20 protein-coding genes are annotated in these 24681 nt (G+C 56.8%); 16 read left to right on the forward strand and 4 right to left on the reverse strand.

Annotated elements, in window-relative coordinates:
- Positions 1 to 70 precede the first annotated feature (70 nt).
- Positions 71 to 994: a cysteine synthase A gene (gene cysK / locus NZD89_RS05490; protein WP_268006757.1), complete on the forward strand. Its 924-nt coding sequence runs from the start codon at positions 71 to 73 to the stop codon at positions 992 to 994.
- Between the two features lie 213 nt (positions 995 to 1207).
- Here the strand turns inward: cysK and NZD89_RS05495 are convergent, their stop codons facing one another.
- From NZD89_RS05495 to NZD89_RS05510, 4 genes are all read right to left on the reverse strand, one after another.
- A complete protein-coding gene (locus NZD89_RS05495; protein WP_268006758.1) occupies positions 1208 to 2137 on the reverse strand; it encodes a hypothetical protein in 930 nt (309 codons plus the stop codon).
- Positions 2138 to 2281: 144 nt separating this feature from the next.
- Positions 2282 to 2503: a hypothetical protein gene (locus NZD89_RS05500; protein WP_268006759.1), complete on the reverse strand. Its 222-nt coding sequence runs from the start codon at positions 2501 to 2503 to the stop codon at positions 2282 to 2284.
- The gene (locus NZD89_RS05505) at positions 2500 to 2727 is read right to left on the reverse strand and encodes a hypothetical protein (RefSeq protein ID WP_268006760.1); all 228 of its coding nucleotides are present in this window, start codon (positions 2725 to 2727) and stop codon (positions 2500 to 2502) included. The genes NZD89_RS05500 and NZD89_RS05505 overlap by 4 nt, the downstream gene beginning before the upstream one ends.
- A 184-nt stretch (positions 2728 to 2911) precedes the next feature.
- Positions 2912 to 3805: a YitT family protein gene (locus NZD89_RS05510; protein ID WP_268006761.1), complete on the reverse strand. Its 894-nt coding sequence runs from the start codon at positions 3803 to 3805 to the stop codon at positions 2912 to 2914.
- Positions 3806 to 3952: 147 nt separating this feature from the next.
- Between NZD89_RS05510 and NZD89_RS05515 the strand changes: the two genes are divergently transcribed.
- The 15 genes from NZD89_RS05515 to mutM all read left to right on the forward strand — a co-directional run bounded on the left by NZD89_RS05515 (position 3953) and on the right by mutM (position 24662).
- Positions 3953 to 5260: a DRTGG domain-containing protein gene (locus NZD89_RS05515; protein ID WP_268006762.1), complete on the forward strand. Its 1308-nt coding sequence runs from the start codon at positions 3953 to 3955 to the stop codon at positions 5258 to 5260.
- 5 nt (positions 5261 to 5265) lie between these two features.
- Positions 5266 to 8277, forward strand: a complete 3012-nt coding sequence (dnaE, locus tag NZD89_RS05520) for a DNA polymerase III subunit alpha (protein ID WP_268006763.1) — start codon at positions 5266 to 5268, stop codon at positions 8275 to 8277.
- A gap of 142 nt (positions 8278 to 8419) precedes the next feature.
- Positions 8420 to 8917 (forward strand): phosphatidylglycerophosphatase A family protein, encoded by a 498-nt coding sequence (locus NZD89_RS05525; RefSeq protein WP_268006764.1) that lies wholly within the window; start codon positions 8420 to 8422, stop codon positions 8915 to 8917.
- A gap of 194 nt (positions 8918 to 9111) precedes the next feature.
- Entirely contained in the window at positions 9112 to 9306 is a 195-nt protein-coding gene (locus NZD89_RS05530; protein ID WP_268006765.1) for a glutamate decarboxylase, read from the forward strand.
- A gap of 77 nt (positions 9307 to 9383) precedes the next feature.
- A complete protein-coding gene (gene accD / locus NZD89_RS05535; RefSeq protein WP_268006766.1) occupies positions 9384 to 10277 on the forward strand; it encodes an acetyl-CoA carboxylase, carboxyltransferase subunit beta in 894 nt (297 codons plus the stop codon).
- On the forward strand, positions 10267 to 11223 hold the full coding sequence (locus NZD89_RS05540) for an acetyl-CoA carboxylase carboxyltransferase subunit alpha (RefSeq protein ID WP_268006767.1): 957 nt from the start codon (positions 10267 to 10269) through the stop codon (positions 11221 to 11223). The genes accD and NZD89_RS05540 overlap by 11 nt, the downstream gene beginning before the upstream one ends.
- Before the next feature lie 104 nt (positions 11224 to 11327).
- Entirely contained in the window at positions 11328 to 13085 is a 1758-nt protein-coding gene (pyk, locus tag NZD89_RS05545; RefSeq protein ID WP_268006768.1) for a pyruvate kinase, read from the forward strand.
- A gap of 223 nt (positions 13086 to 13308) precedes the next feature.
- The gene (locus NZD89_RS05550; protein ID WP_268006769.1) at positions 13309 to 15120 is read left to right on the forward strand and encodes a S9 family peptidase; all 1812 of its coding nucleotides are present in this window, start codon (positions 13309 to 13311) and stop codon (positions 15118 to 15120) included.
- A 408-nt stretch (positions 15121 to 15528) separates the two neighbouring features.
- Positions 15529 to 16512 (forward strand): tryptophan--tRNA ligase, encoded by a 984-nt coding sequence (gene trpS / locus NZD89_RS05555; RefSeq protein WP_268006770.1) that lies wholly within the window; start codon positions 15529 to 15531, stop codon positions 16510 to 16512.
- Between the two features lie 85 nt (positions 16513 to 16597).
- Complete coding sequence (locus NZD89_RS05560) at positions 16598 to 17275, forward strand: response regulator transcription factor (protein ID WP_268006771.1); 678 nt, start codon at positions 16598 to 16600, stop codon at positions 17273 to 17275.
- Positions 17276 to 17281: 6 nt separating this feature from the next.
- Positions 17282 to 18451, forward strand: a complete 1170-nt coding sequence (locus tag NZD89_RS05565) for a sensor histidine kinase (protein ID WP_268006772.1) — start codon at positions 17282 to 17284, stop codon at positions 18449 to 18451.
- 123 nt (positions 18452 to 18574) lie between these two features.
- Positions 18575 to 19870, forward strand: coding sequence for an NADP-dependent isocitrate dehydrogenase (gene icd / locus NZD89_RS05570; RefSeq protein ID WP_268006773.1), 1296 nt, complete (start codon positions 18575 to 18577; stop codon positions 19868 to 19870).
- A gap of 123 nt (positions 19871 to 19993) precedes the next feature.
- Complete coding sequence (gene mdh / locus NZD89_RS05575) at positions 19994 to 20929, forward strand: malate dehydrogenase (protein ID WP_268006774.1); 936 nt, start codon at positions 19994 to 19996, stop codon at positions 20927 to 20929.
- Between the two features lie 169 nt (positions 20930 to 21098).
- Positions 21099 to 23750, forward strand: coding sequence for a DNA polymerase I (polA, locus tag NZD89_RS05580; protein ID WP_268006775.1), 2652 nt, complete (start codon positions 21099 to 21101; stop codon positions 23748 to 23750).
- A 45-nt stretch (positions 23751 to 23795) separates the two neighbouring features.
- Positions 23796 to 24662, forward strand: coding sequence for a DNA-formamidopyrimidine glycosylase (gene mutM, locus NZD89_RS05585; RefSeq protein WP_268006776.1), 867 nt, complete (start codon positions 23796 to 23798; stop codon positions 24660 to 24662).
- The last annotated feature ends 19 nt before the right edge of the window (positions 24663 to 24681 follow it).

The following is a 24681-nucleotide window of genomic DNA, read 5'->3' on the forward strand; positions in this document are numbered from 1 at the left end:
GTTGTTTCGGTCCGTCTACAGAGCGCAAGCCAGGTTTGGACGCAATTTTATCTTCGAGGAGTCATGCGATATGCCACTATATGATTCGATTCTTGATCTCATTGGTCACACGCCGGTCGTTCGCCTAAACCGGATTCCGGGCCCAGACGGGGCGAGCGTCTACATGAAGCTGGAGGGGAAGAATCCCGCCGGCAGTGTCAAGGACAGGCCCGCTTACAACATGATTGTAGAGGCGGAAAAAGAGGGGAAACTCGTACCGGGGAAGAGCACGGTCATCGAGCCCACGTCTGGCAATACGGGTATTGGGCTCGCGATGGTCTGCGCGGCTCGCGGCTATCGTTGCATCATCACAATGCCAGATAACGCCACAGAAGAGCGCGTGAAGTTGCTCAAGGCATACGGTGCACAAGTGCATTTGACTCCGGCGAACCTGAGAATGCAGGGGGCCATTGACGAGGCGGAGGTACTTGCCGCCAAGACGCCGCACAGCTACATCCCGATGCAGTTTGAGAACCCTGCCAATCCAGATGCGCATCGACATACGACAGCCCTCGAAATCTTTGAGGACTTCGAGGGGAAGCTCGACGCGTTGGTACTGACGGCCGGCACTGGGGGAACGGTGACTGGTACAGGGGAAGAGCTGAAACGGCGCATTCCAGGGTTAAAGATCTACGTCGTGGAACCAAAGGGCTCACCTGTGATCTCCGGCGGGAAGCCTGGACCGCACAAGATCCCAGGCACAGGTCCTGGATTCGTCCCGAAAAATCTGAACCGCGAAGTCTACGACGAAGTATTGCTCATCGACGATAGCGAGGCCCAAACGATGGCTCGGCGGCTCGCGGCCGAAGAGGGCATTCTCGTCGGCGCTTCGGGTGCGGCATCCGCCTTCTTCGCCATTCAAATAGCGGGCGACTTGCCGCGCGATGCCCGCGTACTCTGTATGGCACCAGACACGGGGGAACGGTATCTGTCTTCTGATCTTTTTCAGAGCTGATAGCGATTGGGAAATTTTTTGACAAATTCGGTCGAAAGATAGGTCCTAAGACTCATGAAGAATAAAACATGCAGACGATATACTTATTCACGTAGTGTAGACCGTAATTCTACACTGTACCTACGAAACCCCGATTCTGTTGCGCGTATGCGTAAAAGCCTGCCAGACAACTGGCAGGCTATTTTTTTACCGCGCACACTTTTCCCCACTTCGTCACTTGGACGCCTTGGCTAGAAGCTGTGCCGCTTGCTGTAAAGCTGACGCCTTTTTCTGTTCGTCGGATGTCATCTTGGACAGGATGGGTACCATCGCGGCGCTGTCCTTTTCGTCTGCCTCTCGCTGGAGCGCCGCCTCGAAAGCGCTGTTGTCGCCCTGTAGGCGAAGAGCGGACTGAATCAGTTGCAGCGCATGCGACGTGTCCTGTTGGTGCACGAGCACTCGTGAGGTCTGATGCGTGGAAAACGCCGTTTGTAATGCGCTCACATAGCTTTGCATCGCACTCTTCAAGGCCGCTTGCCCGCGTGCGTCAGCGTCTGTCGCCCGGCGATAGGCGGCCAAGGACTGACTCAGTTGCACAGTCGTCTCCTGTGTGGAAGGGCAAGCGGATAGGTTCGATTTGGGTACCGTACTGCCCGCCGACGACGGGTGTTTTTGCGATGGCCCCGGTGCACTTTGGCTGCTGCCGCGAGCGCTGAAGAGGCCGGGCGGGGGAGATTGTACACGTTGGTCTGGGCGCGTGTGATTTCCTTCGTCCGCGGACTGATTGCCAACTTGGATGGCGACGGACGGCAACGCGCCGTTCTGATAGCCGGTGCCATTCGCCTCTGCTGCGCCTGGAGCGAAGTTTTTGTGGCTCGATGGCCCATTGTGTGTGTACTGGGAAATCGCCTGCTGGAATTGGGTGATAATTTGATTGAGGTCCGCACCCGCGTAGATAGACGTATTGCTCGATCCGTTGGCCGACTTCGACGGATTGTCGTGAGGATGCGCTTCTGATGTGACCTGGCGGTTTACCCGAGAATCGTCCGAGCGGTGCGCGTGCGAGCCGTGTCGATGCACATCCGCGTAGGCGGTATGAGAATTCCACGTTGCGCCCACCAGCGTAACAGCCGCCACGGCAGATAACAGAATAGACTTCCGCAATCGACGCACCTCCTTTACATGATATCTAGTTCTTCGTCAGAGCTAGAAATCCTGTGGGGGTCATCTGGTCGACCTCGAAAAAACTATCACCTGCCGCGGGGGCTATCGTAGCGGGTTGGGCGGTCGCCTGACGGCCAAGCGCGTTTAGTCCTGCGGGCGCACGCTCGAGTACTTGCGGTCTACCGCCATCTGCCGAAGACGTTCGACGGAGAACGTGAATACGCCACCTGCGACAATCAGCGCCAGATGTTCGAGCAGATGTCCGACGCCTCGGTCCAGAAGCAGCAGATTCGGCAGGAATACGATCATCGCCAGAACGGCGGACGCGTAGATGAGGATCACCTGTTGATTTGCCAAGCGATTCATGAACTCACCTCGCTATCCTCTTCCTGCGAGGCCCACGCCTCGCGGCTCGACAGGCGAGTCCACCATGCGATTTGCAGGCCGAATAAGCCCCCTGCGACAAGGAAGAGTCCGTGCACAAGAGCGTGATGTACGTCGGTTAGCTCTGACCATGCCGCGACGGACGGCCATTCGGCGAGTGTGATCAAGAACAGTGCAACGACTAGTGTAAGTGGAACACGAGTCACATTCGTCCCTCCTAGAGGTGTGCTTTCAGGCAGTTCGAACCTGCGTGTGCGAGAATCTATGCAATCTTGTGGCACTGGTTCGAATGTCTAGTTTTTATAGCTTAACCAGCTTGAGAGAGACATAAACGTGAAACACTGGAAATGGTCATAGACGCTATCCGAAAGGCGCGAACAAGGTCTGCCGCTAGAGCCTGAGCTCGCGAAATCGCCCCACGACCTCGGTGGTGTCGAGCACAGTCATAAACGCGTGTTCGTCCGTCGCCAGCACAATCTCTTTCAGGTCGGCGATTTCCAGGTGCGTCATCGCACACAACAGGACGCCTCGCTCAGCGTGCGTGTACGCGCCCGACGCGCGCATGATGGTGCTGCCCCGCGTCAGTCGATCCCCGATGGCCTTGGCCACTTCCTCTGGGTACGCCGTGACAATCAGCGCCGTCTTGCGCTGCTGAAAGTGCATCAGGGCATTCACGACGCGTGACGATGCAAACATGCTGATGAGGGTGTACATCGCTGCGGGCACGCCGAACACGAACATCGACAGCAAGAGGACGATGACGTTCATGATGAGCCCAGTCGATCCCACACTGCGTCCAGTCAAGCGGTGAATCACGAGGCTCAGGATGTCGGTTCCGCCCATCGACCCGCCGATACGAATGACGATAGCCGACGACACGCCGCTCAACACGCCTCCGTAAAGCCCCTTCAAGAGCGGGTCCGGGGCGGTTTTAAAATGGAGGTGTACGACGTCTGTAAAGACGGAAAACCCTAAAATCGCGAGTCCCGTGAGAAAGATGAACCGTTTCCCCAAGAAGCGGTAGCCTATCAAAAACAATGGGATATTGAAAATGAAGAACATGGTGCCAAGTCCGATAAACGGCACGTAATGGTGAATCAACTGGGCGACGCCCGTCACGCCACCCGCGAGGATGTGCGCTGGCGTAAGAAAGTTGTTGACCGCGACGGCGCCGATAAAGTCGGCTGCAATCACCACCAAAAATCTCCACGTCCAAGTGATGGCCGGGTGGCCGTCCGAGCCGCGCATGTGAATCATCTGTTTCGTGGCATCTCTCACTCTCACAACGACCGCTCCTACTCTGGTGTTCTAGTAAAGTCCGTTCTCGACCAGTGTACACTTGTTTGGCTGGATCGATTCTTCACAAACATGCGGTACAATGAAATTACCGATTACTGCGTGTCTGAAACGGTCAGGGCTGGGGGAAGTCACTTGGCAACGAAGCATCAGCAAATTCTCGATTATATCGAATCGTTGGCGCCGGGGGCGCATATTTCGGTCCGGAAAATTGCGAGAGTGCTAGACGTCTCGGAAGGGACCGCCTACCGTGCCATCAAAGAGGCACAAGGCGAGGGACTCGTCACGACCATGGAGCGCATCGGCACGGTGCGCATCGAACGGCAGGAAAAGCAGCAAATCGAGCGGCTGACCTTTGCCGAAGTGGTCAGCATCGTCGAAGGGACGGTCCTGGGCGGTCGCGACGGGCTGCACAAATCGCTCAACAGGTTCATCATCGGCGCCATGCAATTCGACGATATTACGCGCTACTTGAACGCTGGGAGCCTGATGATCGTCGGGAACCGCGAGCAGGTTCAGCGACTTTCGTTGAAAAGCGGTGTGGCAGTGCTCATCACCGGTGGCTTCACGGCGTCGCCGACGGTGGAACGGCTGGCAAACGAGTACGACCTCCCACTCATTTCTTGCAGTTACGACACCTATACGACGGCGCAGCTGATCAACCGCGCGCTTTACGACAGGCTGATCAAAAAGGACATTCTCTACGTCGAGGACGTCGTTCAAAAGCAGTCGCTGTCGACCTTGTGTGAGAACCAGACAGTGCGGGATTACTACCGCGTCGTCGAGCAGACGGGGCACGCGCGCATCCCAATTGTCGATGCGGATGGAAAGCTCGTCGGCATTGTCACTCCGCGCGACATCGGCGAGGCGAGCGGCGACGAGCGGCTGGCGTCGAGGATGACCCGCCATCCGAGCACCGTGACCCCAAAGACCACCATCGCGTCGGCATCCCATCGAATGGTCTGGGAGGGCATCGAATTGATGCCGGTCGTTCACAATCGCAGACTGATTGGCGTGCTGAGCCGACAGGACGTCATTCGCGCGCTGCAGACGATGAGCAGCCAACCGCAGGTCGGTGAGACGGTCGAGGACTTGACGCTCAGGAACTTCGAGGAGGTCGTTCTCGGTGACGGGACATCCGCCATTCGTGGAGACGTGACACCGCTCATGACGACCAGTGGCGGAACGCTTGCCAGCGGCGCCTTGACGACGCTCATTCAGGAAGCGGCGCGCGTGTGTTTGCGGCGCATGCGGCACGTGGATGTGATCATCGAGAACTTGACGATGTACCTACTGAAACCGGCGGCGGTCGACAGTCGCATCGAAGCGGCGGCACAGGTACTCGACTTCGGTCGTCGATACGCGAAGGTAGAAGTCGTCGTCCGGGACAAGGGCGACGTGTTTGCGAAGGCGTTGTTGACCGCGCAGTGGATAGAGAGGTGACGAGAGTGGCGCAGTTTGTTCATCTACACGTACATAGTGCATACTCGCTTCGCGAAAGCACGCTTCGCCTCGGCCAACTCGTCGAAGATGTGGCCGCCTACGAGATGCCCGCGGTCGCATTGACCGACACCAACGCTATGTACGGGGCCATTCCGTTTTACCAAAAAGCCATCCAACTTGGCGTACAGCCCATTCTCGGCGCGCAGTTGGACGTGTGCTTTGCCGAACCACATGACCTGCCACAAACGCGCGACGCCTTTCAGGCAAGTCTTGAGCGGACGGTGATGTTGGCGAGGAGCCTCGACGGTTACCGCGGATTGACGCGGCTCATCACGATGGCGAGATCGCGAGGGCATCTGCCCTACGTGACCCTTGCCGAGCTAGCGGCCATCTCCACTGATCTCGTCTGCCTCGTCGGCGGCGGCGAGTCGACGATGTTGCGCACGTTTGCCGCCGAGCGGTCGGCCAACGCTTCGGCTGCGCTCCGCCTCGCACAGTTTGCCGGGGCATGCCCATCCGGTCAGCTGTTCGTCGACGTGCAAAACCACCGGTTGCCGCACGAGGAGGCGGGGTACGTGCACCTGCTCCATGCGGCTTCACAACAGGACATCCCGCTGGTGGCCACCAACGACGTACACTATCGGAAGGCAGGGGATGCGGCGCTCCACCGCGCGTATGCAGGACTCGAGTTCGCAAACGCACAGGAGCGCTGGGGCAGCGATACGTTCCATCTCGCTCCACCGCGGGAAATGGTCGAGCGCTTTGCGTCGTTGCCGCAAGCCTTGGATAACACGTTGCACATCGCAGAGATGTGCAAGTTTAAGCTGCCGCTGCACCAGGTGCGCATGCCGTCGTATCCGACCAAGGACGGGCGCGATCCGCGCGAGGTCTTGCGCGAGGCGTCCACAGCTGGGGCCAAACAGCGCTACGGGGCGCTGTCTGAAGAAGTGCAGGCTCGACTCGACCATGAACTGGGCGTCATCTGTGATATGGGGTACGCCGATTACTTCCTCGTCGTGGCGGACTTTATTCGCTACGCACACCAGCATGGCATCTCGACGGGCCCGGGTCGCGGATCGGCGGCCGGGAGCCTCGTGGCGTACGCCTTGCGGATCACAGACGTAGATCCGGTCGCCAACCGACTTTTGTTCGAACGCTTTTTGAACCCCGCTCGCGTGTCATTGCCGGATATCGATACCGACTTTGAGTTTGAGCGCCGAGGTGAGGTCATTCAGTACGTCGTGCAGAAGTACGGGCGGGATCGCGTCGCCCAAATCGGCACCTTTGGCACGCTTGCCGCGCGAGCGGCGGTCCGAGATGCCGGTCGGATGCTGCAGATGGACGGTGCGATGGTCGACCGGCTGGCGAAGCTCGTCCCTGGCGTACCGGGCATGACGCTCGACAAGGCGCGCCAAGAGGCGCCAGCGTTCGACCGTGTGGTCACCGACGACAGCGACGCGAAGCGGCTCTACGAGACGGCGCTGTTTCTCGAAGGACTTCCGCACCACACGTCCGTTCACGCCGCGGGTGTGGTGATCTCGCCGGATCCACTGACGGATTGGGTGCCACTCGAACCCGGCGCGGACGACATCCCGGTGACGCAGTACGCGATGGCGGAAGTGGAGTCGTTGGGGCTCGTCAAAATGGATTTTCTCGGCCTGCGAACGCTGACGCTGATGGACGATTGCGCGCGAAGTGTGAACGGGCGAACGGGTGTCGCGATAGACTGGCGGAAGGTTCCGGTGGACGACAAAGCGACGTACGGCAATCTGACGAACGCGGACACGAACGGCGTCTTCCAGTTGGAGTCGCCTGGGATGCGGCGCGTCCTGCGGCAGCTCAAACCGTCAAATATGGACGATATCGTGGCTGTGATCTCGCTCAACCGCCCAGGGCCGATGGAAAATATCCCGGCGTTTTGTGATGCAAAGCACGGGCGCGCGCCTATCCATTACCCGCACCCGGATCTCGAGCCCATCTTGCGGGACACGTACGGGGTCATCGTCTATCAAGAGCAAATCATGCAAATCGCCTCGCAGATGGCCGGATTTTCGCTGGGTGAGGCGGACCTCTTGCGGCGGGCTGTGAGTAAAAAGAAACGCGAGGCGCTCGACGAGGAGCGGGAGCGGTTTGTACAGGGGTGTCTGAAAAAGGGATACGATGGGGCCACCGCCAACGATGTTTACGATCTCATCGTTCGCTTCGCCGACTACGGCTTTAACCGCTCGCACGCTGCGGCATACGCGGTGCTCGCGTACCGGACGGCGTATCTGCGCACGCACTATTTACCTGATTTTTTGGCGGCGCTGATGACCATGTCCATGTCGTCTGCCGACAAAATGAAGGCGTACGCGGCTGACGCGAGACGGCATCAGATTGCCGTGCTCCCGCCGTCGGTGGTGACCAGTGCACGCGGATATTCGGTTGACCAAGACGGCGACATCCGGACTGGGCTCCTCGCCGTTCGCAACGTCGGCGAGGGTGCAGTAGAAGCGATTCTCGAGGCGAGAAAGTCTGCGCCCTTCACGTCGCTCCGGGACTTCTTGCAGCGCGTAAACACCCGTGTCGTCAACCGCAAAGCGCTTGACAGTCTGCTGCAAGCCGGCGCATTCGATGAATTCTTTCCGGCTGATTCGGACGCCTTGGCGAAAGCTCAAATGCTCGAGGAAGCCCAGCGCCAGGCCGACGAATACCGCCAGTTTGCCGGACTCGGCCTCATGCTCGACGCGGACAGCCTCGACGCCTCTGGTGAGCGCGAGGCGTCCGCACAAACCGGGCAGGAGGTTTTGTACATCCGCTATAGCAGCGGCACGCAACAAGGGAAGATGGCCTTGAAGAAAATCCAACAGGTCCTCACGACTTCCCCTGGCGAGGTCAGAGTGGCGCTCTACGACGTCAAGACGAGGCGGACGCGTCTGCTCGGTGACAAGTGGAATATCGCCCTGTCGCCAGAACTGATGACGCTGCTCGAGGACGTGGTCGGAATGGGCAACGTCAAGGTCAGCCTGCGCAAATGATCTGCCCGTACGACATGCCGTCGTTTCGTCTACCGCGCCCCGGGGGCTTTAGTCCCGACGTCGTTCAGCTGAATCGCCCCCTGTGAAATAGACATACCTGGCCGCCCTTCATCGTAGGCTCAAAGGACAGGGGGGAACGCTTGTGGCCGTCAGTGTGGTAGAACGACTCAGAGCACGAGGCGTAGAGCTTTCGGACGTCGCTCAAATTGTCTTTGAACTTCAAAAACCGTACCATCCATCTCTAAGTCTTGCGGATTGCCTCGAAAACGTGGCCAGAGTCCTCGAGAAACGGGAAGTACAACACGCTCTTTACACGGGATTGGCCCTCGACCAACTGGCCGAACAGAAGGCTTTGCCCGAACCTCTGCAAAGTATCATGGAGACAGATGAACCGCTGTATGGCGTCGATGAGATCCTGGCGCTCTCGATTACCAACGTGTACGGATCGATAGGTCTTACAAATTTTGGCTATCTAGACAAGACGAAGTTGGGGGTAGTGGGTCGTTTGAATGCACATCCTACAAAAATTCATGTCTTTCTAGACGATCTAGTCGCCGCCGTCGCCGCAGCTGCCGCTTCGCGCATCGCGCATCAGCATCATACGTCGTCCTACAACGACGCGCCGACTGACGCGCCCTGACCCGATGGTCAGCTTCGTGTCACACGTCTCCACTCGGATGGCCGGACGGTGCACAATAGAATTTGGAATCTGCTTCAACTTGCTCAGACTGTGAGATGTGGTATCGTAGATTGCGCATGGCCATGTGCGTTTGTCCTCGGTGAACGTGCTATAATGCCAAGGAGAATTCGAGTCGAGTCCTAGGAGCGAAGAAGATGTGGACGGTCATCTATATTGCGCCCACCGCCAGACAGGCGGACCACATAAAGGACAAGTTGACAGAAGAGGGTTTCCTCGTAAAAGTCAGGCAAGCCCGTGGGGCGAAGGAACAGTTCGAAATTCTCATCCCTGAGACCGAACTGGACGAGGGGCAGGAAGTCTTAAAGGACGTCTTGCATTCCTCTTTCTGAGTGTGTTCGAAATGCACGCGGCGCTCATTCGCGTGCGAACGAGTTCGGACAACCTCACTAAATAATGAGGTGGAATAGTGCTAAAGGATTTGTTTAACAAGCGACGACACTATGCCACGCTTGGGAAGGCAGTGGAACCAGCGCCAATCGCGCCGGTGACCGTCGAAAAGGATATTCCCAAGGGCTTGGTTCAAAAGTGTGACGCATGTGGCAATCTCTTAATGGCGAAGGAACTTCAAAAGCATGCGTATACGTGTCCAGAGTGTAATTTCCACTTTCGCGTGGATGCACGTACCCGGATGGCGCTTACGCTCGACCAGGGTTCTTTCGTCGAGTTATACGGTAATGTCGCGTCGGCCAACCCACTTGGATTCCCCGATTACGAATCCAAGTTAGAGAAGGCCGAGAGCGCGACCGGACTGACCGAAGGGGCAGTGACTGGGGAAGGGACCATCGATGACGTTCCGGTGGCGATTGCCGTCATGGACCCGAGCTTCATCATGGGCTCGATGGGGTCTGCGGTCGGGGAGAAGCTTACACGTATCATGGAGCGCGCTGCACAGCGCAAAGAGCCATTGATTCTGTTTACCGCTTCTGGTGGAGCACGGATGCAAGAAGGTATTTTATCGCTCATGCAGATGGCGAAGACGAGTGTTGCACTTCGTCGCATGCACGAGGAGAAGGTCTTGTTTATTTCTGTTATCACGCATCCGACCACCGGTGGGGTAAGCGCGAGTTTTGCCAGCCTCGGCGACATCATCATCGCAGAACCTGGGGCGATGTTTGGATTTGCCGGAAAGCGCGTCATCGAACAGACCATCCGCCAAAAATTGCCGGATGATTTTCAGACGGCAGAGTTTAATTTGAAGCACGGGATGGTAGACAAAGTGGTCCATCGCAAGCAACTGCGGGATGCGCTCGGCGTACTCGTCCGGATTCACGGTGTACGGGGGTGGGCTGATGCCGAATGAACTAGAGTTTGAAAAGCCCATCACCGAACTGAAGAACAAGATACAGGAACTCAAGGGGTTTATGGAAAAGAACGGACTCGACCTTTCTGGGGAAGTTCGTAAACTTGAAGAGCACCTGCAGGCCCTGACGGAAGACACGTACAGCCAGCTTACGCCGTGGCAACGCGTGCAGATTGCACGCCAGTCCGGCCGTCCGACGACGCTTGATTACATCAAGGGCGTCTGTAGCGAGTTTATCGAGTTACATGGCGATCGCAACTTTCGCGACGACCCATCTATCGTGGGTGGAGTGGGGCTTATCGACGGCCGCCCGGTGACGATTATTGGACACCAAAAAGGTCGCGATACGAAGGAAAATATTCATCGGAACTTCGGAATGGCCCACCCCGAAGGGTATCGCAAGGCTCTGCGCCTGATGAGGCAGGCTGAAAAGTTCGGCCGGCCTGTCGTCTTCTTTATCGACACGGCGGGCGCGTATCCAGGGATGTCGGCTGAGGAGCGAGGTCAAAGTGAGGCCATCGCGCGCAACCTGATCGAAATGGCCGGCCTTCGAACGCCGACCATCTGCTTCGTGACCGGCGAGGGGGGCAGCGGCGGTGCGCTGGGCCTTGGGATCACCGACCGAATCTACGTCTTGCAATACGCCTGGTACTCTGTCATCGCGCCTGAATCAGCGGCTGCCATCCTGTGGAAAGATAGTAGCCAGGGGACTCGCGCGGCGGAGGTCATGCGCATCACTGGCCCGGATTTGATCGATTTGGGAGTTGCCGACGAGTTGATTCCCGAGCCACAAGGTGGCGCGCAAAAAGACCCAGCCGCCATGGTTGAAACGGTCCGCAAAAAAATCATCGATAGTTTGCGAGAACTCGCAAAAAAGCCTATTGATGAACTCCTGACCGAGCGATACGATAAATATCGGGATATGGGAGAATACGTTGAACGGTAGCGAAGCGGTGTCCACCTCTGTGGTGGGCATTCCGCTTTTTGCTTTGTTCGTATCGTCGTCCGTTTGCACGATACACCACACCTGATAAGAGAGAGGTTTTTATGATGAGAAAGACGAAGATTGTCGCTACCATCGGACCTGCCAGCGAATCCGTCGAGGTCTTGACTCGACTCGTCGAGGAAGGCTTGGATGTCGCTCGATTGAACTTTTCTCACGGTACATACGAGGAACACGCAGAACGCATTCGGCGCATTCGCGAGGCGTCGAAACGCGTCGGCAAGCACGTCGGGATCATGCTTGACATCAAAGGTCCAAAAATTCGCACAGGCAAGATTCAAAACGGTGCAGTGGAGTTGGAAGATAACGATATCATCACGTTGACAATAGACCCAGTCGAAATCGGAACCAAGGAACGCGTTTGGATTTCGTACGAAGGACTGGTGGAGGACGTCTATCCAGGCGCGCCCATTCGAATCGACGACGGCCTTATCGGGCTCGAGGTCATCGAGGTCAAAGGCCACGATATTCGCTGCAAGGTGACCAACGGCGGGACGCTCAAGGACAACAAGGGCATTAACGTTCCGGGCGTGACGTTGCGGATTCCTGGCGTCACGGAAAAGGACAAGAACGATATCGTGTTCGGAATTGAACAGGGCGTAGACTTGATTGCGGCATCATTTGTTCGCAAGGCGGGCGACGTACTTGAAGTTCGACGCATTCTCGAGGAACACAATTACCACGCGGACATCATTTCCAAGATCGAGACACAGGAAGGCATGGAGAGACTGGACGAGATCATCGAAGTCACGGACGGGATGATGGTTGCGCGCGGAGATCTCGGCGTCGAAATTCCGACTGAGGAGGTTCCACTCGCGCAAAAGCGCATTATCTCGCTGTGCAACAAGTACGGCAAGCCCGTCATCACGGCGACGCAGATGCTCGACTCGATGCAGCGCAACCCGCGTCCGACGCGAGCCGAAGCGAGCGACGTCGCAAACGCCATCTTTGACGGCACGGACGCCATTATGCTAAGTGGCGAGACGGCTGCGGGCCGCTATCCAATCGAGTCGGTCCGGACGATGGCGCAAATCGCGACGCGAGCAGAGACGGCGCTCATCAAACAGGAAGTCGCCTCCCGTCACGAGACGGAGTGCACAAAGCTGGTTAGTGATGCCTTGGGCCACGCGGTGAAGACGCTCGCTGCAGACCTCGACGCGTCTGCCGTAATCACCGTCACCACTTCTGGGCACACGGCGCGATCGATATCGAAATATCGCCCACTGACGAACGTGATCGCAGTCACTCCGACCGGCACCATCGCTCGCCGGCTGACCGTGTCCTGGGGGATTCATCCAGTCGTGGTTGAGCAGAACTGCACTACGACGGACGATTTACTCTCTGCAGCCGTCGAAGGGGCGCTGTCCACCGGACACGTCAACAGCGGGGATTTGGTGTTAATTATTGGCGGTCTTCCAGCAGGACAACCTGGCACAACCAATTTCCTCAAGGTACATACCATCGCTGAATCCGTGGTGCAAGGTACTGGCGTCGGCAAGCGGTCCATCACAGGTCGGGCGGTCGTCGTCAAGGACGTTACGGACCTGAACGCGAAAGTCGCCGAGGGCGACATCATCGTCACCACCTCGACGGACAAGGACGTGATGCAGGCGATTGAAAAGGCTGCGGGCATTGTCACCACCGAAGGTGGATTGACGTCGCACGCGGCGGTCGTCGGCGTATCGCTCGGCAAGCCAGTGATTGTCGGCGTGAAAGAGGCACTCGACGTCTTACAGGACGGGGAAACCATCACGCTTGATCCACAACGCGGCTTGATTTATCGCGGACGCGTGCAGGTTCTCTAAGCGGCGACAGCGTAACTGCACCAGCCACCTGACTCCGGACAGCCACATGCTGTTCGCGTCCGGTGGCTTTTTTCGTAGATCCAGCCATCGCGTATGTTCACCATATTTGAACGAACCTTAGAACATTGTGATGATTGTGCTAGATTTGACATATGGATGGTGTCGTACGAGGCGCCCATCTGGATGTAATCGCGGCCGTACATGCCTTGAGGAGGGATTTTGTTTGAAGTTTGAGCGCGTCGACATCGAACAATTTTTCAGGACTTACGCCATCTCTGCATTTGACGTCAACGAGGATGAAACGCAGATTGCCTTTAGTACCAATCTTTCAGGAAAATACGACGTTTGGTCGATGCCCCTGGCGAACCCCTATCCAGCTCCGCTGACGGCGCGCGGGCAGTTGCCGCACGACATTCAATTTTCGCCATCGGGGGACTATGTCCTCGTGGCATTCGATCACGACGGCGACGAAAACGCCCAACTCTACGCGGTATCGCCAACAGGGGGCCCGCTCAAACCACTTCGGATGGCACAAGGGCGTCGCTTTATGGGGACCCATATCTCGAAGGACGGAAAACGGCTGTTCTACGTGTCCGACAAGGATAATCATTCCTTCCTCAACGGCTACGTCTACGATGTCGATCTCGACGTCGAAACGATCCTGTTTGAAGGGAGCGACGGGCCCACTTACCTCCAGGCCGTCTCGGAGGACGAAACTCGTTTTGTCACGACTACCGTATTTGCAAATACCTACAACGTCACGCACTTGCACCAGGAAGGAACAGTGACATCGCTCACACCGGACGAAGCGGCGGTGCACGTTACGTACGACGTGAAATTTTTCGGCGACACGCTGTACTTGACGACTAACTTCGGCGAGGAGTGCATCTATTTTGCCTCCTTTGATCCGTCCACAGGCACGTTCCAAAAACGATTCCAAGTAGAGCGTTCGGACGTCACCTCGTTTCAATTGGACAAGGCGAATCACCGGGCGATTCTGACGGTCAGCGGCAGCGTGCAAGACGAGCTCTTCGCGTACGACTTAACGTCGGGCGCCGCCGCGCGAATCGATTCGCCCTTTACCGTGATCTCTCAAGTAGAAGTCACCAAACGGGGTACGATTTTCGCCCTCGGCATGCGCGACAAGAGCCCAAGCAACTTGTTTTATTTGCCACCCGGCGAAAACGACTGGGTGCCACTGACGAACAACCGCATCATGGGCGTCGCCGAGGAGGAACTCTCCAGTGCACAAACGGTGTCCTATCCATCGTTTGACGGGCTGGAAATCGAGGCGCTGCTCTTTCCAGCCAACCCAGCCACCGCGAACGGGTATACCGTCGTCTGGCCGCACGGCGGGCCGCAAGCCTCTGAGCGGAAATTCTATCGGGCATTCTTTCAATACCTCACCTACGCGGGCTACCAGGTGTTCGCGCCCAATTTTCGCGGGTCTTCCGGCTACGGGGCGACGTTCGTCAAAATGGTGGAGGGGGACTGGGGGCATGGTCCACGGTTAGATATGGTGGAGGGAATTGAGTGGCTGCTTCAAAGCGGTCGGGCAGAGCGCGACAAGCTGTTTCTGGTCGGCGGCAGTTACGGCGGGTATATGACACTGCTTCTGCACGGTCGGCACGCAGCGTACTTCCAGGCCTGTGTCGACATCTTCGGCCCGTGTAACCTGTTCACGTTCGTCGAGTCCGTGCCTGACCACTGGAAACCGATGATGAAGCAGTGGGTCGGCGACCCGGTCGAGGATAAGGAACGGTTCGTCGCCGACTCGCCCATCACGTATTTAGAGGGCATGACCAAGCCAATGCTCGTCATTCAAGGCGCCAACGACCCGCGCGTCGTCAAGGCGGAGTCTGATCAAATCGTAGCTGCACTGCAAACGCAGGGCACCGAAATCGAGTATATCGTCTTTGACGACGAAGGCCACGGGTTCTCGAAGAAGGAAAACGAGATCCACGCGTACAGAAGGGCTGTCGAATGGCTCGACAGACACCGACTGGCAGGCGTTGTCCAAGTTGCATCACCGTGATGGCAGGCATATAATCGGAAGGAGTCATTGTCATATAAGCGGCGTTGAAGAGGAAGAGTACGCGGGAATATCTCCGACTTTGTGATGATACATGGCTGTTCATACAGTCATTTCATCGCGTGAGCGAGCCAGGGGCGGTGGGAGCCTGGTGGGCGGACACTCTGCGGAATGGGCCTCCGAGCCAGTCGGCCGAACGCGTGCGGATGCGCTCCGGTAGGCTCACTCGTTTGACCAGCGATACTTGGTTGCCAGTGGTTGGACTGGTAAAGTGCAGTGGCAGAAATGACACTGAATATGGGTGGTACCGCGGAGTGATTCGCCCCAGAGATGGGGGAGTTGGCTTCGCGTTTTTTATGTCCTGGCATTTGGACGAACGAGCACGAACGAGTTAGGAAGGGGAAATCTACGATGAAACGTGTGTTTTCTGGCATTCAACCATCTGGCAATTTGACGATTGGCAATTACTTGGGTGCCATGAAAAATTTCGTCCGGCTGCAGCACGAGGCGGACTGCCTGTTCTGCGTCGTGGACATGCATGCCATCACCGTTCCACAAGAGCCGGCGGACCTCCGTCAAAATTCTCGCAACTTAGCGGCATTGTATCTGGCAGCCGGCATCGACCCGTCGAAATCGACGGTCTTTATTCAATCACACGTGCCTGCGCACGCGGAACTCGGCTGGCTGTTACAGTGTATTGCCTACTATGGTGAACTCGGGCGCATGACGCAGTTCAAAGACAAGTCGGCCGCAAAGGACGTGGTGACAGCTGGACTGTTCACCTACCCTGCGCTGATGGCTGCGGACATCTTGTTGTATGGCACAGATCTGGTTCCGGTCGGAGAGGACCAGAAGCAGCATTTGGAACTGACCAGGGATATCGCACAGCGGTTTAACAATCGATTCGGAGACACGTTCGTCATTCCCGAGCCGTACATCCCGAAATTTGGCGGACGGATCATGAGCCTTGAAAACCCCGAGAAGAAGATGAGCAAGAGCGATGAGAGCGCGGGTGCGTACATCGCCATCCTGGACGATGCCGCCGTCATCCGCAAGAAAATCAGCCGGGCGGTCACGGACTCCGATAGGGAGGTTCGCTACGATGTCGACGCCAAGCCAGCGGTGAGCAACCTGATGACGATTTTTGGCCTCTTTACGGACATGACGATGGAGCAGGTCACCGAACACTTCCGCGGCGTGGGATATGGACCGTTTAAAAAGGAGCTGGCCGAAGTCGTCGTCGACGGGCTCGCACCTGTCCAAGCACGGTACCGGGAACTCATTGAGTCGGACGAAGTGGATAAAGTGCTGCGCGATGGAGCGGAAAAGGCCCGCGAGATGTCGAAGCCGATCATCTCCTGTACGAAGGAGAAACTCGGATTTCTCGGCGAGTGACAAAGTGTGAACGCGTGCATGTTCACCGCGCTCGTGAAGACCGTCGGCGCGTCAGTCAAATTAGAGCGTAAGGGAGGGACGTCGTATGCGGCTATTGGTCGTTGAAGATGAACTGGAGCTACAACGAGAACTGGTTGCGTTATTTGTGCAAGGAGGCTATCAGGTCGACGCGGTGGCGGCGGCGTTTGATGCGACGGATAGAGGGCTTACCATGGCGTACGACTGTATCATTCTCGACTATATGTTGCCGGATGGCAGCGGGATCGACGTCGTGAGCGACTTGCGAGAAGGTGGCTGCAAGACGCCGATCCTCATGCTCACCGTGAAAAATGAGACGAAGGACCGGGTGCAAGGATTGAACGCGGGTGCCGACGATTACTTGGGCAAGCCGTTTGCACCGGAGGAACTGATGGCCCGTGTCAGCGCTTTGGTCCGGCGTGCGCCAGAGCTGTCCGACAGTGAGACGATTGAGTGCGGTCCGGCCAAACTGCACACGCGCACGCGCAGTATGGAGTTTCGCGGGAAGGTCTTAGAATTGACCAGCAAGGAGTTCGCTCTCATGGAGTGTCTCTTTCGGCACCGTGGACAGGTGCTCACTCGAGACCAACTCATCGCACGCGTGTGGGGCCCCGACGCGGAGGTTGCCGATAGTGCACTGGATACGTACATTTATTTTCTCCGCAAAAAGTGTGCGAACATCGGTTGGAAGAGAGCGGTACAGACGATACGAGGGCGCGGCTACACGTTGTCGCCAGAGGAGTAGAGGGCCATGTTTCGGCGGATGTACCTGAGCATCGCGGGTCTCCTCATCTTGAGCACCGGGCTCCTCTTAGCCGTACTGGGGGGAGCAGTCTATCGCGAGTTGGAAACAGAACTGACCAAAGATGGGCAGAACGATTTGGTGACGCAGTCGGGCCCGGTCGACGACGCTCTCGAGAGCTTGCTCAGCGGCGTACGGGTCGATCCTGGTGATCTGCGCGACGAGCGCGGCCAAAACGTGTACTTTTTTGCGGTCGTGGATGGTGGGGTCGTCGCGTCGCCGCGAACGCCAGTGCCTTTCGCTGTCGTGTCGGGGCTCAGCTTTAAGGATCACTTTGCGACCGTTCGCTTTGACGGGAGTCCTTATCGCGTCTACGAGTTCGACACGACCGTGGGCCACCAGCGGGCCCACACCTACATGTATTCGCTGATCTCGCAAGAAGATGCGATGCTGTGGCACGCGCGGCACTTGATGTGGACGGTCGGCGGCATCGGATTTGTCGTCGCGTTAGTCGGAAACCTCTTTCTGGCAGCCCGCCTCATGCGCCCCACCGTCCAGGCGTGGACCGCTTATCGCGAAACGGTTCTCGAGCTGTCGCACGAGTTACAGACGCCCTTGGCGACGGTCGGTGCCATGATGTCGAGTCGCAATGTCGACGAGCAGACGGCCACGGACGTGCGTCACGAGTTGGAGAGGGCCTCGAGGATGGTGTCCGACATGCTCTTTTTGTCCAGGCTGCGTTCTGGCGTGTTTCTCCAGCCCACCGAACCGGTGGCTGTGTCGGACATCACCGAAGAGGCTGCCGAACGCTACAGTGCTATCCTCCTCCTGCAAGACTGCCATCTCGTCGGAAGGGCGGAACCAGGCCTGTTCGTCGAGACCTCGCCGCCCGCGTGGGAGCGACTGGCGAGTACGCTGTTCAAAAACGTGGTCGATCACGCCGCCGAACATACCGAGGCCACTTGGGAGTTGTACGAGGAGGGGAGACGGGTGTACTTTGTCATCGAGAACGTAGCGACGCTTGGGAACCAAGAGGCCAAGCCGGCGCCGGAGCGCGGTGTCGGGTTGCAGATTGTCGCGCGTCTCGTGGAGCGGATGAGAGGACGGATGGAAGTCGAGGAGCGCGATGGCCGGTTTCGCGTGTCGATCAATGTTCCGAGCCGTAGACCGCTCTGGTGACATTGGCTGTAAAATTTCGTTGTGCTATCATAAACAGGTAAACTAAACGGATGCCCTGAAAAGGATGACGCGTCGCTGCGAAACCCTTTTCACGTCCACACTTTACATACGGGAGGGCCTGTCATGCCTGAATTCACTCATTATGCTCCCCCTGCAACTGGTGAACCGATCACCTTGCAGAATGGCAAGTTGAATGTTCCTCTCCACCCGATTATCCCGTTTATCGAAGGTGATGGCACCGGTCCAGATATCTGGCGTGCTTCGCAACGCGTCTTCGATGCAGCTGTGGAAAAAGCCTATGGCGGCAAGCGCAAAATTGCGTGGTATGAAGTATACGCCGGTGAAAAGGCCTTCAACAAGTTCAACGAGTGGCTGCCCGAGGATACGCTCAAAGCTTTGACCGAGTATATCGTAAGCATTAAAGGGCCTCTGACAACACCTGTCGGTGGCGGAATTCGCTCCTTGAACGTCGCACTTCGCCAAGAGCTCGACCTGTACGTATGTCAACGTCCGGTTCGCTACTTTGCAGGGGTTCCATCCCCGGTCAAGCACCCGGAAGATGTGGACATGGTGATCTTCCGCGAAAACTCGGAGGACATCTACGCTGGCGTGGAATGGCAGGAAGGCAGTCCTGAAGTTGAGAAGGTCATCAATTTCCTGCGCAGTGAAATGGGCGTTAAGAAAATTCGCTTCCCAGAAACGTCTGGCATCGGCATCAAGCCCGTGTCGCGAGAGGGGACTGAGCGCCTGGTTCGCGCAGCGATCGAGTACGCGCTGCAACACGGCCGCAAGAGCGTCACGTTGGTTCACAAGGGCAACATCATGAAGTTTACCGAGGGTGCGTTTAAGAACTGGGGCTACGAGCTGGCAGAGCGCGAATACAGCGACAGGGCCTTCACGTGGGCACAGTACGACCGCATCAAGGAAGCAGAAGGCGCAGCGGCAGCCGACAAGGCACAGGCAGAAGCTCAAGCCGCCGGCAAACTGATTGTGAAGGACGTCATCGCTGACGCGTTCCTTCAACAAATCCTTACCCGCCCTGCGGAGTACGACGTCATCGCGACATTGAATCTGAACGGCGACTACGTCTCCGACGCCCTTGCCGCGCAGGTTGGTGGCATCGGCATCGCTCCAGGTGCAAATATTAACTACGTAACAGGTCACGCGGTATTCGAGGCAACGCACGGAACCGCTCCGAAATATGCAGATCTCGACAAGGTCAACCCAGGTTCTGTCATTCTCTCCGGCGTCATGATGTTTGAGTTCATGGGCTGGCAAGAAGCAGCAGACCTCATCACTACGGCACTGGAGAAAGCGATTGAGCAAAAGATCGTGACGTACGACTTTGCCCGCTTGATGGAAGGTGCGACCGAAGTGAAGACCTCTGAGTTCGGCGACCAGATTATTAAGAATATGTAATTTGCCTGCAGCTTTCGCGTCGAGAGGGTCACATGTTTGTGGCCCTGTTTGGCGCCATTTTGGAGTAGCTCGTGCGCCAGTGGCGTCGCGGGGTGCTTTCATGTCTGAAAGGAAGCGACATCTATGTTGAAGAGAAAGAAAATCTCTGTGATCGGTGCCGGCTTTACGGGGGCGACGACGGCGCTCATGATCGCGATGAAGGAACTCGGAGACGTCGTGCTGCTAGACATCCCGCAGATGGAGAACCCGACGAAGGGCAAAGCTTTGGACATGCTTGAAGCCATGCCAGTCATCGGTTCCGATTCGCGGGTGATCGGCACGGCAAATTACGAGGACACCGCTGATTCTGACCTCGTGATCATCACCGCCGGCATCGCGCGCAAACCAGGGATGAGCCGCGATGATCTCGTCAATACCAATGCGGGTATCGTCAAGTCGGTCACCGAACAAGTGGTGAAGTACTCCCCGAACACCATCATCATCGTCCTCAGCAATCCGGTTGATGCAATGACTTACGTTGCGCACAAAGCGAGTGGATTTCCGAAGAACCGCGTGATTGGTCAAGCGGGTGTGCTGGATACGGCGCGCTTCAACACCTTTGTGGCGGAAGAGCTCGGCGTGTCGGTGGAGGATGTTCACGGCTTCGTCCTCGGCGTGCACGGTGACGATATGGTTCCGTTGGTTCGCTACTCGAACGTGGGCGGGGTACCGCTCGAGAAGTTCCTCTCCAAGGGGCGCATCGATGAAATCGTTCAACGTACCCGCACAGGCGGTGGCGAAATCGTGGGCTTGCTCGGCAACGGCAGCGCGTACTACGCACCAGGTGCTTCGCTGGCTCAAATGGCCGAATCAATTCTCAAAGACAAGCGTCGCCTGCTTCCGGCCATCGCGTTGCTGGAAGGGGAGTTTGGCTACGACAACTTGTTCCTCGGCGTCCCGACGATTCTCGGCGGCAACGGCATCGAGAAGATCGTGGAGTTGGAGCTTCTTCCGGAGGAGAAGGCAGCGCTCGACAAGTCTGCCGAATCCGTTCGCAAGGTGATCGAGGTCGTTCAGTGAGTATTTGATCGAAAGGTTCTTCCATGTGTTTGGAACGCGAGAGGCCGTCGACTGTAGAATCTTCTACCGTTCGACGGCCTTTCACCGATTTCACCACCCGTCGCCTTCCCCGTTCGTATGTTAAAATGGAGTTGTGTGTTTCGAACGGATCTCACAAACGAGGTGGCATATGTCTACGCAATCCACAAAATTACTTTTAATCGACGGGAACAGTATTCTGTACCGCGCGTTCTTCGCACTCCCGCCCCTCTCCAACCGCAGTGGGCAACAGACGAATGCAGTGTACGGATTTACGTTAATGCTCCTAAAACTCCTCCAGGAAGAAAAGCCGACGCATCTCGCGGTGGCGTTTGATAAATCCAAAAAAACCTTTCGACATGAGCTGTATGCACAGTACAAGGGGACTCGTCAAAAGACCCCCAGCGAACTCGTTGAGCAGTTTCCTCTGGTTCGAGCGGTACTCACCGCATTTTCTATTCCCGTGATCGAAATCGAAGGGTATGAAGCGGACGATATCATTGGAACGCTCTCTTTGCGGGCGGATGAAGACGGCATCGACACGCGGATCGTATCTGGGGACAAAGACCTTCTTCAACTGGTGTCGGAAAGAGTTCACGCGATTCTCACACGCCGAGGCATTACCGACGTAGACCGCTACGACATACAAGCCATCGCCGATAGGTATGGTCTAAAGCCGGGGCAAATCGTCGATTTGAAGGGATTCATGGGCGACAGTTCAGACAACATCCCGGGCGTTCCGGGCGTTGGCGAGAAGACGGCCATCAAGCTGTTGTCGGCTCATCCGACCGTGGAAGATGTCCTGGAACACCTGGACGACGTGAATGGTGCGAAGCTGAAGCAAAAGCTGGCGGAGCACCGCGAGAGTGCACTGCTCTCGAAACGGCTGGCGACGATTGAGCGCAACGTCCCTATCGACATCACGTTAGGTGACCTAGGCTATCAGGGATATGATGCTTCGGCGGTCGTCCAGGTGTTCCGCGACCTGGAGTTTCAGTCATTGATCGACAAAATTTCCGAGGAAATGAGCCTGTCGACAGAGGATAACAACGCAGCCGCTGAAGAGGCGGATTGGACGTGTACCGAATTTAAGCGCATCACCAGTACGGCACAGTTGGAGCGCGTGTGGGCAGAGCTTGGTGGCGTGGCGGGATGTATGTTCGATTTGAGTTCGAACGACTATCATTCGGCGGACGTAAACGGGGTCGCGCTTGCGTCGCGCGACGCGGCGTTCTACATTTCCTTTACCGGAGAATTGGAACTGTCACATATCAAAGCTTGGTTGAAGTCAGACCACGAGAAGGTGGTCTTTGACATCAAATCACTCGCATTTGTTCTCGATGCACACGGCATTAGTATCCACTCGAGCGGTGGATGGAACGATGTGAAACTCGAGGCCTACCTGTTGAATCCGACCGACGGGGAAGTTGAACTCGAGGATATCCTCTCTCGTGAATTGCATATCCAAGTACCGCCCCTGGCCAAGGTGAAGGACGACAGGGAGGCGCTGTTGTGCAGAATTGCACAAAGCCTCCCAGATCTTCACTACCAGTTCCAGACGGCGCTGACCGCGCAAACTTTAGATGATCTTTACCGCAACATCGAAATGCCGCTGTCGTTTGTTCTCGCCAAGATGGAGATCACCGGTTTCCACGTGAACGCGGATAAGTTGCGGGCTTTCGGTGCGGATTTGAGCGAGCGGGTCAGCCGTTTAACAGGTGAGATCTACGAACTGGCGGGTGTTGAATTCAATCTGAATTCTCCCAAGCAGCTCGGCGAAGTGCTGTTTGAGAAGTTGGGCCTCCCGGCCGTAAAGAAGACGAAGACAGGTTATTCAACGAGTGCGGACGTACTGGAGAAATTGGCACCCTATCACGACGTGGTGCAGAGAATCTTGGATTACCGCCAACTCGCCAAACTGCAATCCACCTACGTGGATGGGTTGTTGAAGGTCATCCGCAAGGAGACGGACAGGATTCATACGCGCTTTCACCAGGCCTTGACGGCCACAGGCCGACTGTCGAGCAGTGAGCCAAACTTGCAGAACATCCCGATTCGGCTCGAAGAGGGGCGCAAGCTTCGCCAAGTATTCGACGCGACGTACGACGATTGGGTCATTGTGTCGGCCGATTACTCCCAGGTGGAACTGCGGATTCTCGCCCATCTCTCAGGCGATGAAGCGTTGATTGACGCGTTCCGCAACGACATGGACGTCCACACTCGCACCGCCAGTGACGTATTTGAGGTGCCAATGGAAGATGTGACGTCCTTGATGCGGCGGCAGGCAAAAGCGGTGAACTTCGGCATCGTTTATGGAATCAGCGACTTTGGTCTCGCAAACAACTTGAATATCCCTCAAAAAGAGGCGAAGGCGTTCATCGAGAACTACTTCGAGAAATTCCCTGGCGTCCAGGGGTATATGGAAGATATCGTGGCCCAAGCGAAGAAACAAGGGTATGTCTCCACGCTGATGAACCGTCGACGGTATCTACCAGATATTCGGGCGCGAAATTTCCATCTCCGGAGTTTCGCGGAGCGAACGGCGATGAACACACCCATCCAAGGCACGGCTGCGGACATTATCAAATTGGCCATGGTACGCATTGACGAGGCGCTTTCCGAATCCGGACTCGACGCGCGTATGTTGCTGCAAGTTCATGACGAACTGATCTTTGAGTGTCCGAAGGACGAACTGGAGGAACTCCAGCAACTCGTACGCGAGAAGATGGAGAACGCCATCACGCTCAACGTGCCGCTCAAAGTCGATATCGCCCACGGCCAAACCTGGTACGAAGCGAAGTAGGGTGCTGTACGAAGCCGATAGACTGCAAGAGAGAGGAGGATGCGCGTGCCAGAACTTCCAGAGGTTGAAACGGTGCGCAGAGGTCTAAGTGCGCTGGTGGTCGGGAAGACCGTCGTCTATGTGCACGTCCACCTACCGCGAATCGTCCGCCATCCTTCTCCTGAGGAATTTGAGAAACGGTTGGTGGGCCGCAAGATTGAGTCGATTGACCGCCGCGGGAAGTATCTATTATTCGCTCTCCCCCCCTATACACTCGTCTCACACCTTCGGATGGAGGGGCAGTACCGTGTGGTACCAAAGGACGAGCCGTTGGCCCTTCACACGCACGTGATTTTTGGACTATCAGATGGCTCGGAGTTGCGTTATCGCGACGTGAGACAGTTTGGGACGATGGATCTCCTCACCGCTGACGAGACGCTGCCATCCGGCCTTCTCACACTGGGGCCAGAACCGTTTGACCCAGCCCTCACACCGCACGTGCTGTATCAGTCGCTGCACAAGCGCTCTGCACCCGTGAAGTCCGTCCTGCTCGATCAGTCTGTCGTTGCAGGACTTGGCAACATCTATGTGGACGAGGCGCTGTTCCTCGCTGGGGTTCACCCACTCACGAAGGCGAATCGCATTGGACAGCGCAGGTGTGAGGCACTTCTCAGGGCGATTCGGGACGTGTTGACGCGGGCCATCGCGGCGGGTGGTTCGTCGATACGGACGTACGTCAACGGATACGGCCGACACGGCGGGTTTCAAATGCAGTTGAACGCATATGGTCGCGAGGGCCAGCCGTGTCTGGTCTGTGGACAACCAATCGAAAAAATTCGCCTTGGCGGTCGCGGCACGCATTATTGCCCCAACTGCCAACCGAGAAGTGGTCGTCGCAGGCCACACGCAGACGTTTCCCCGTCGAGTGTGTAACGAAATTGTAGCAGTCGGG

Origin of the sequence: Alicyclobacillus fastidiosus (assembly GCF_026651875.1) — a bacterium.
Lineage (GTDB): Bacteria > Bacillota > Bacilli > Alicyclobacillales > Alicyclobacillaceae > Alicyclobacillus > Alicyclobacillus fastidiosus.

Coding starts and splice junctions, on each gene's coding strand:
- cysK (WP_268006757.1), top strand. CDS start 71: ATGCCACTATATGATTCGATTCTTGATCTCATTGGTCACACGCCGGTC.
- NZD89_RS05500 (WP_268006759.1), bottom strand. CDS start 2,503: ATGAATCGCTTGGCAAATCAACAGGTGATCCTCATCTACGCGTCCGCC.
- NZD89_RS05530 (WP_268006765.1), top strand. CDS start 9,112: ATGTGGACGGTCATCTATATTGCGCCCACCGCCAGACAGGCGGACCAC.
- NZD89_RS05540 (WP_268006767.1), top strand. CDS start 10,267: ATGCCGAATGAACTAGAGTTTGAAAAGCCCATCACCGAACTGAAGAAC.
- pyk (WP_268006768.1), top strand. CDS start 11,328: ATGAGAAAGACGAAGATTGTCGCTACCATCGGACCTGCCAGCGAATCC.
- trpS (WP_268006770.1), top strand. CDS start 15,529: ATGAAACGTGTGTTTTCTGGCATTCAACCATCTGGCAATTTGACGATT.
- NZD89_RS05560 (WP_268006771.1), top strand. CDS start 16,598: ATGCGGCTATTGGTCGTTGAAGATGAACTGGAGCTACAACGAGAACTG.
- NZD89_RS05565 (WP_268006772.1), top strand. CDS start 17,282: ATGTTTCGGCGGATGTACCTGAGCATCGCGGGTCTCCTCATCTTGAGC.
- icd (WP_268006773.1), top strand. CDS start 18,575: ATGCCTGAATTCACTCATTATGCTCCCCCTGCAACTGGTGAACCGATC.
- mdh (WP_268006774.1), top strand. CDS start 19,994: ATGTTGAAGAGAAAGAAAATCTCTGTGATCGGTGCCGGCTTTACGGGG.
- polA (WP_268006775.1), top strand. CDS start 21,099: ATGTCTACGCAATCCACAAAATTACTTTTAATCGACGGGAACAGTATT.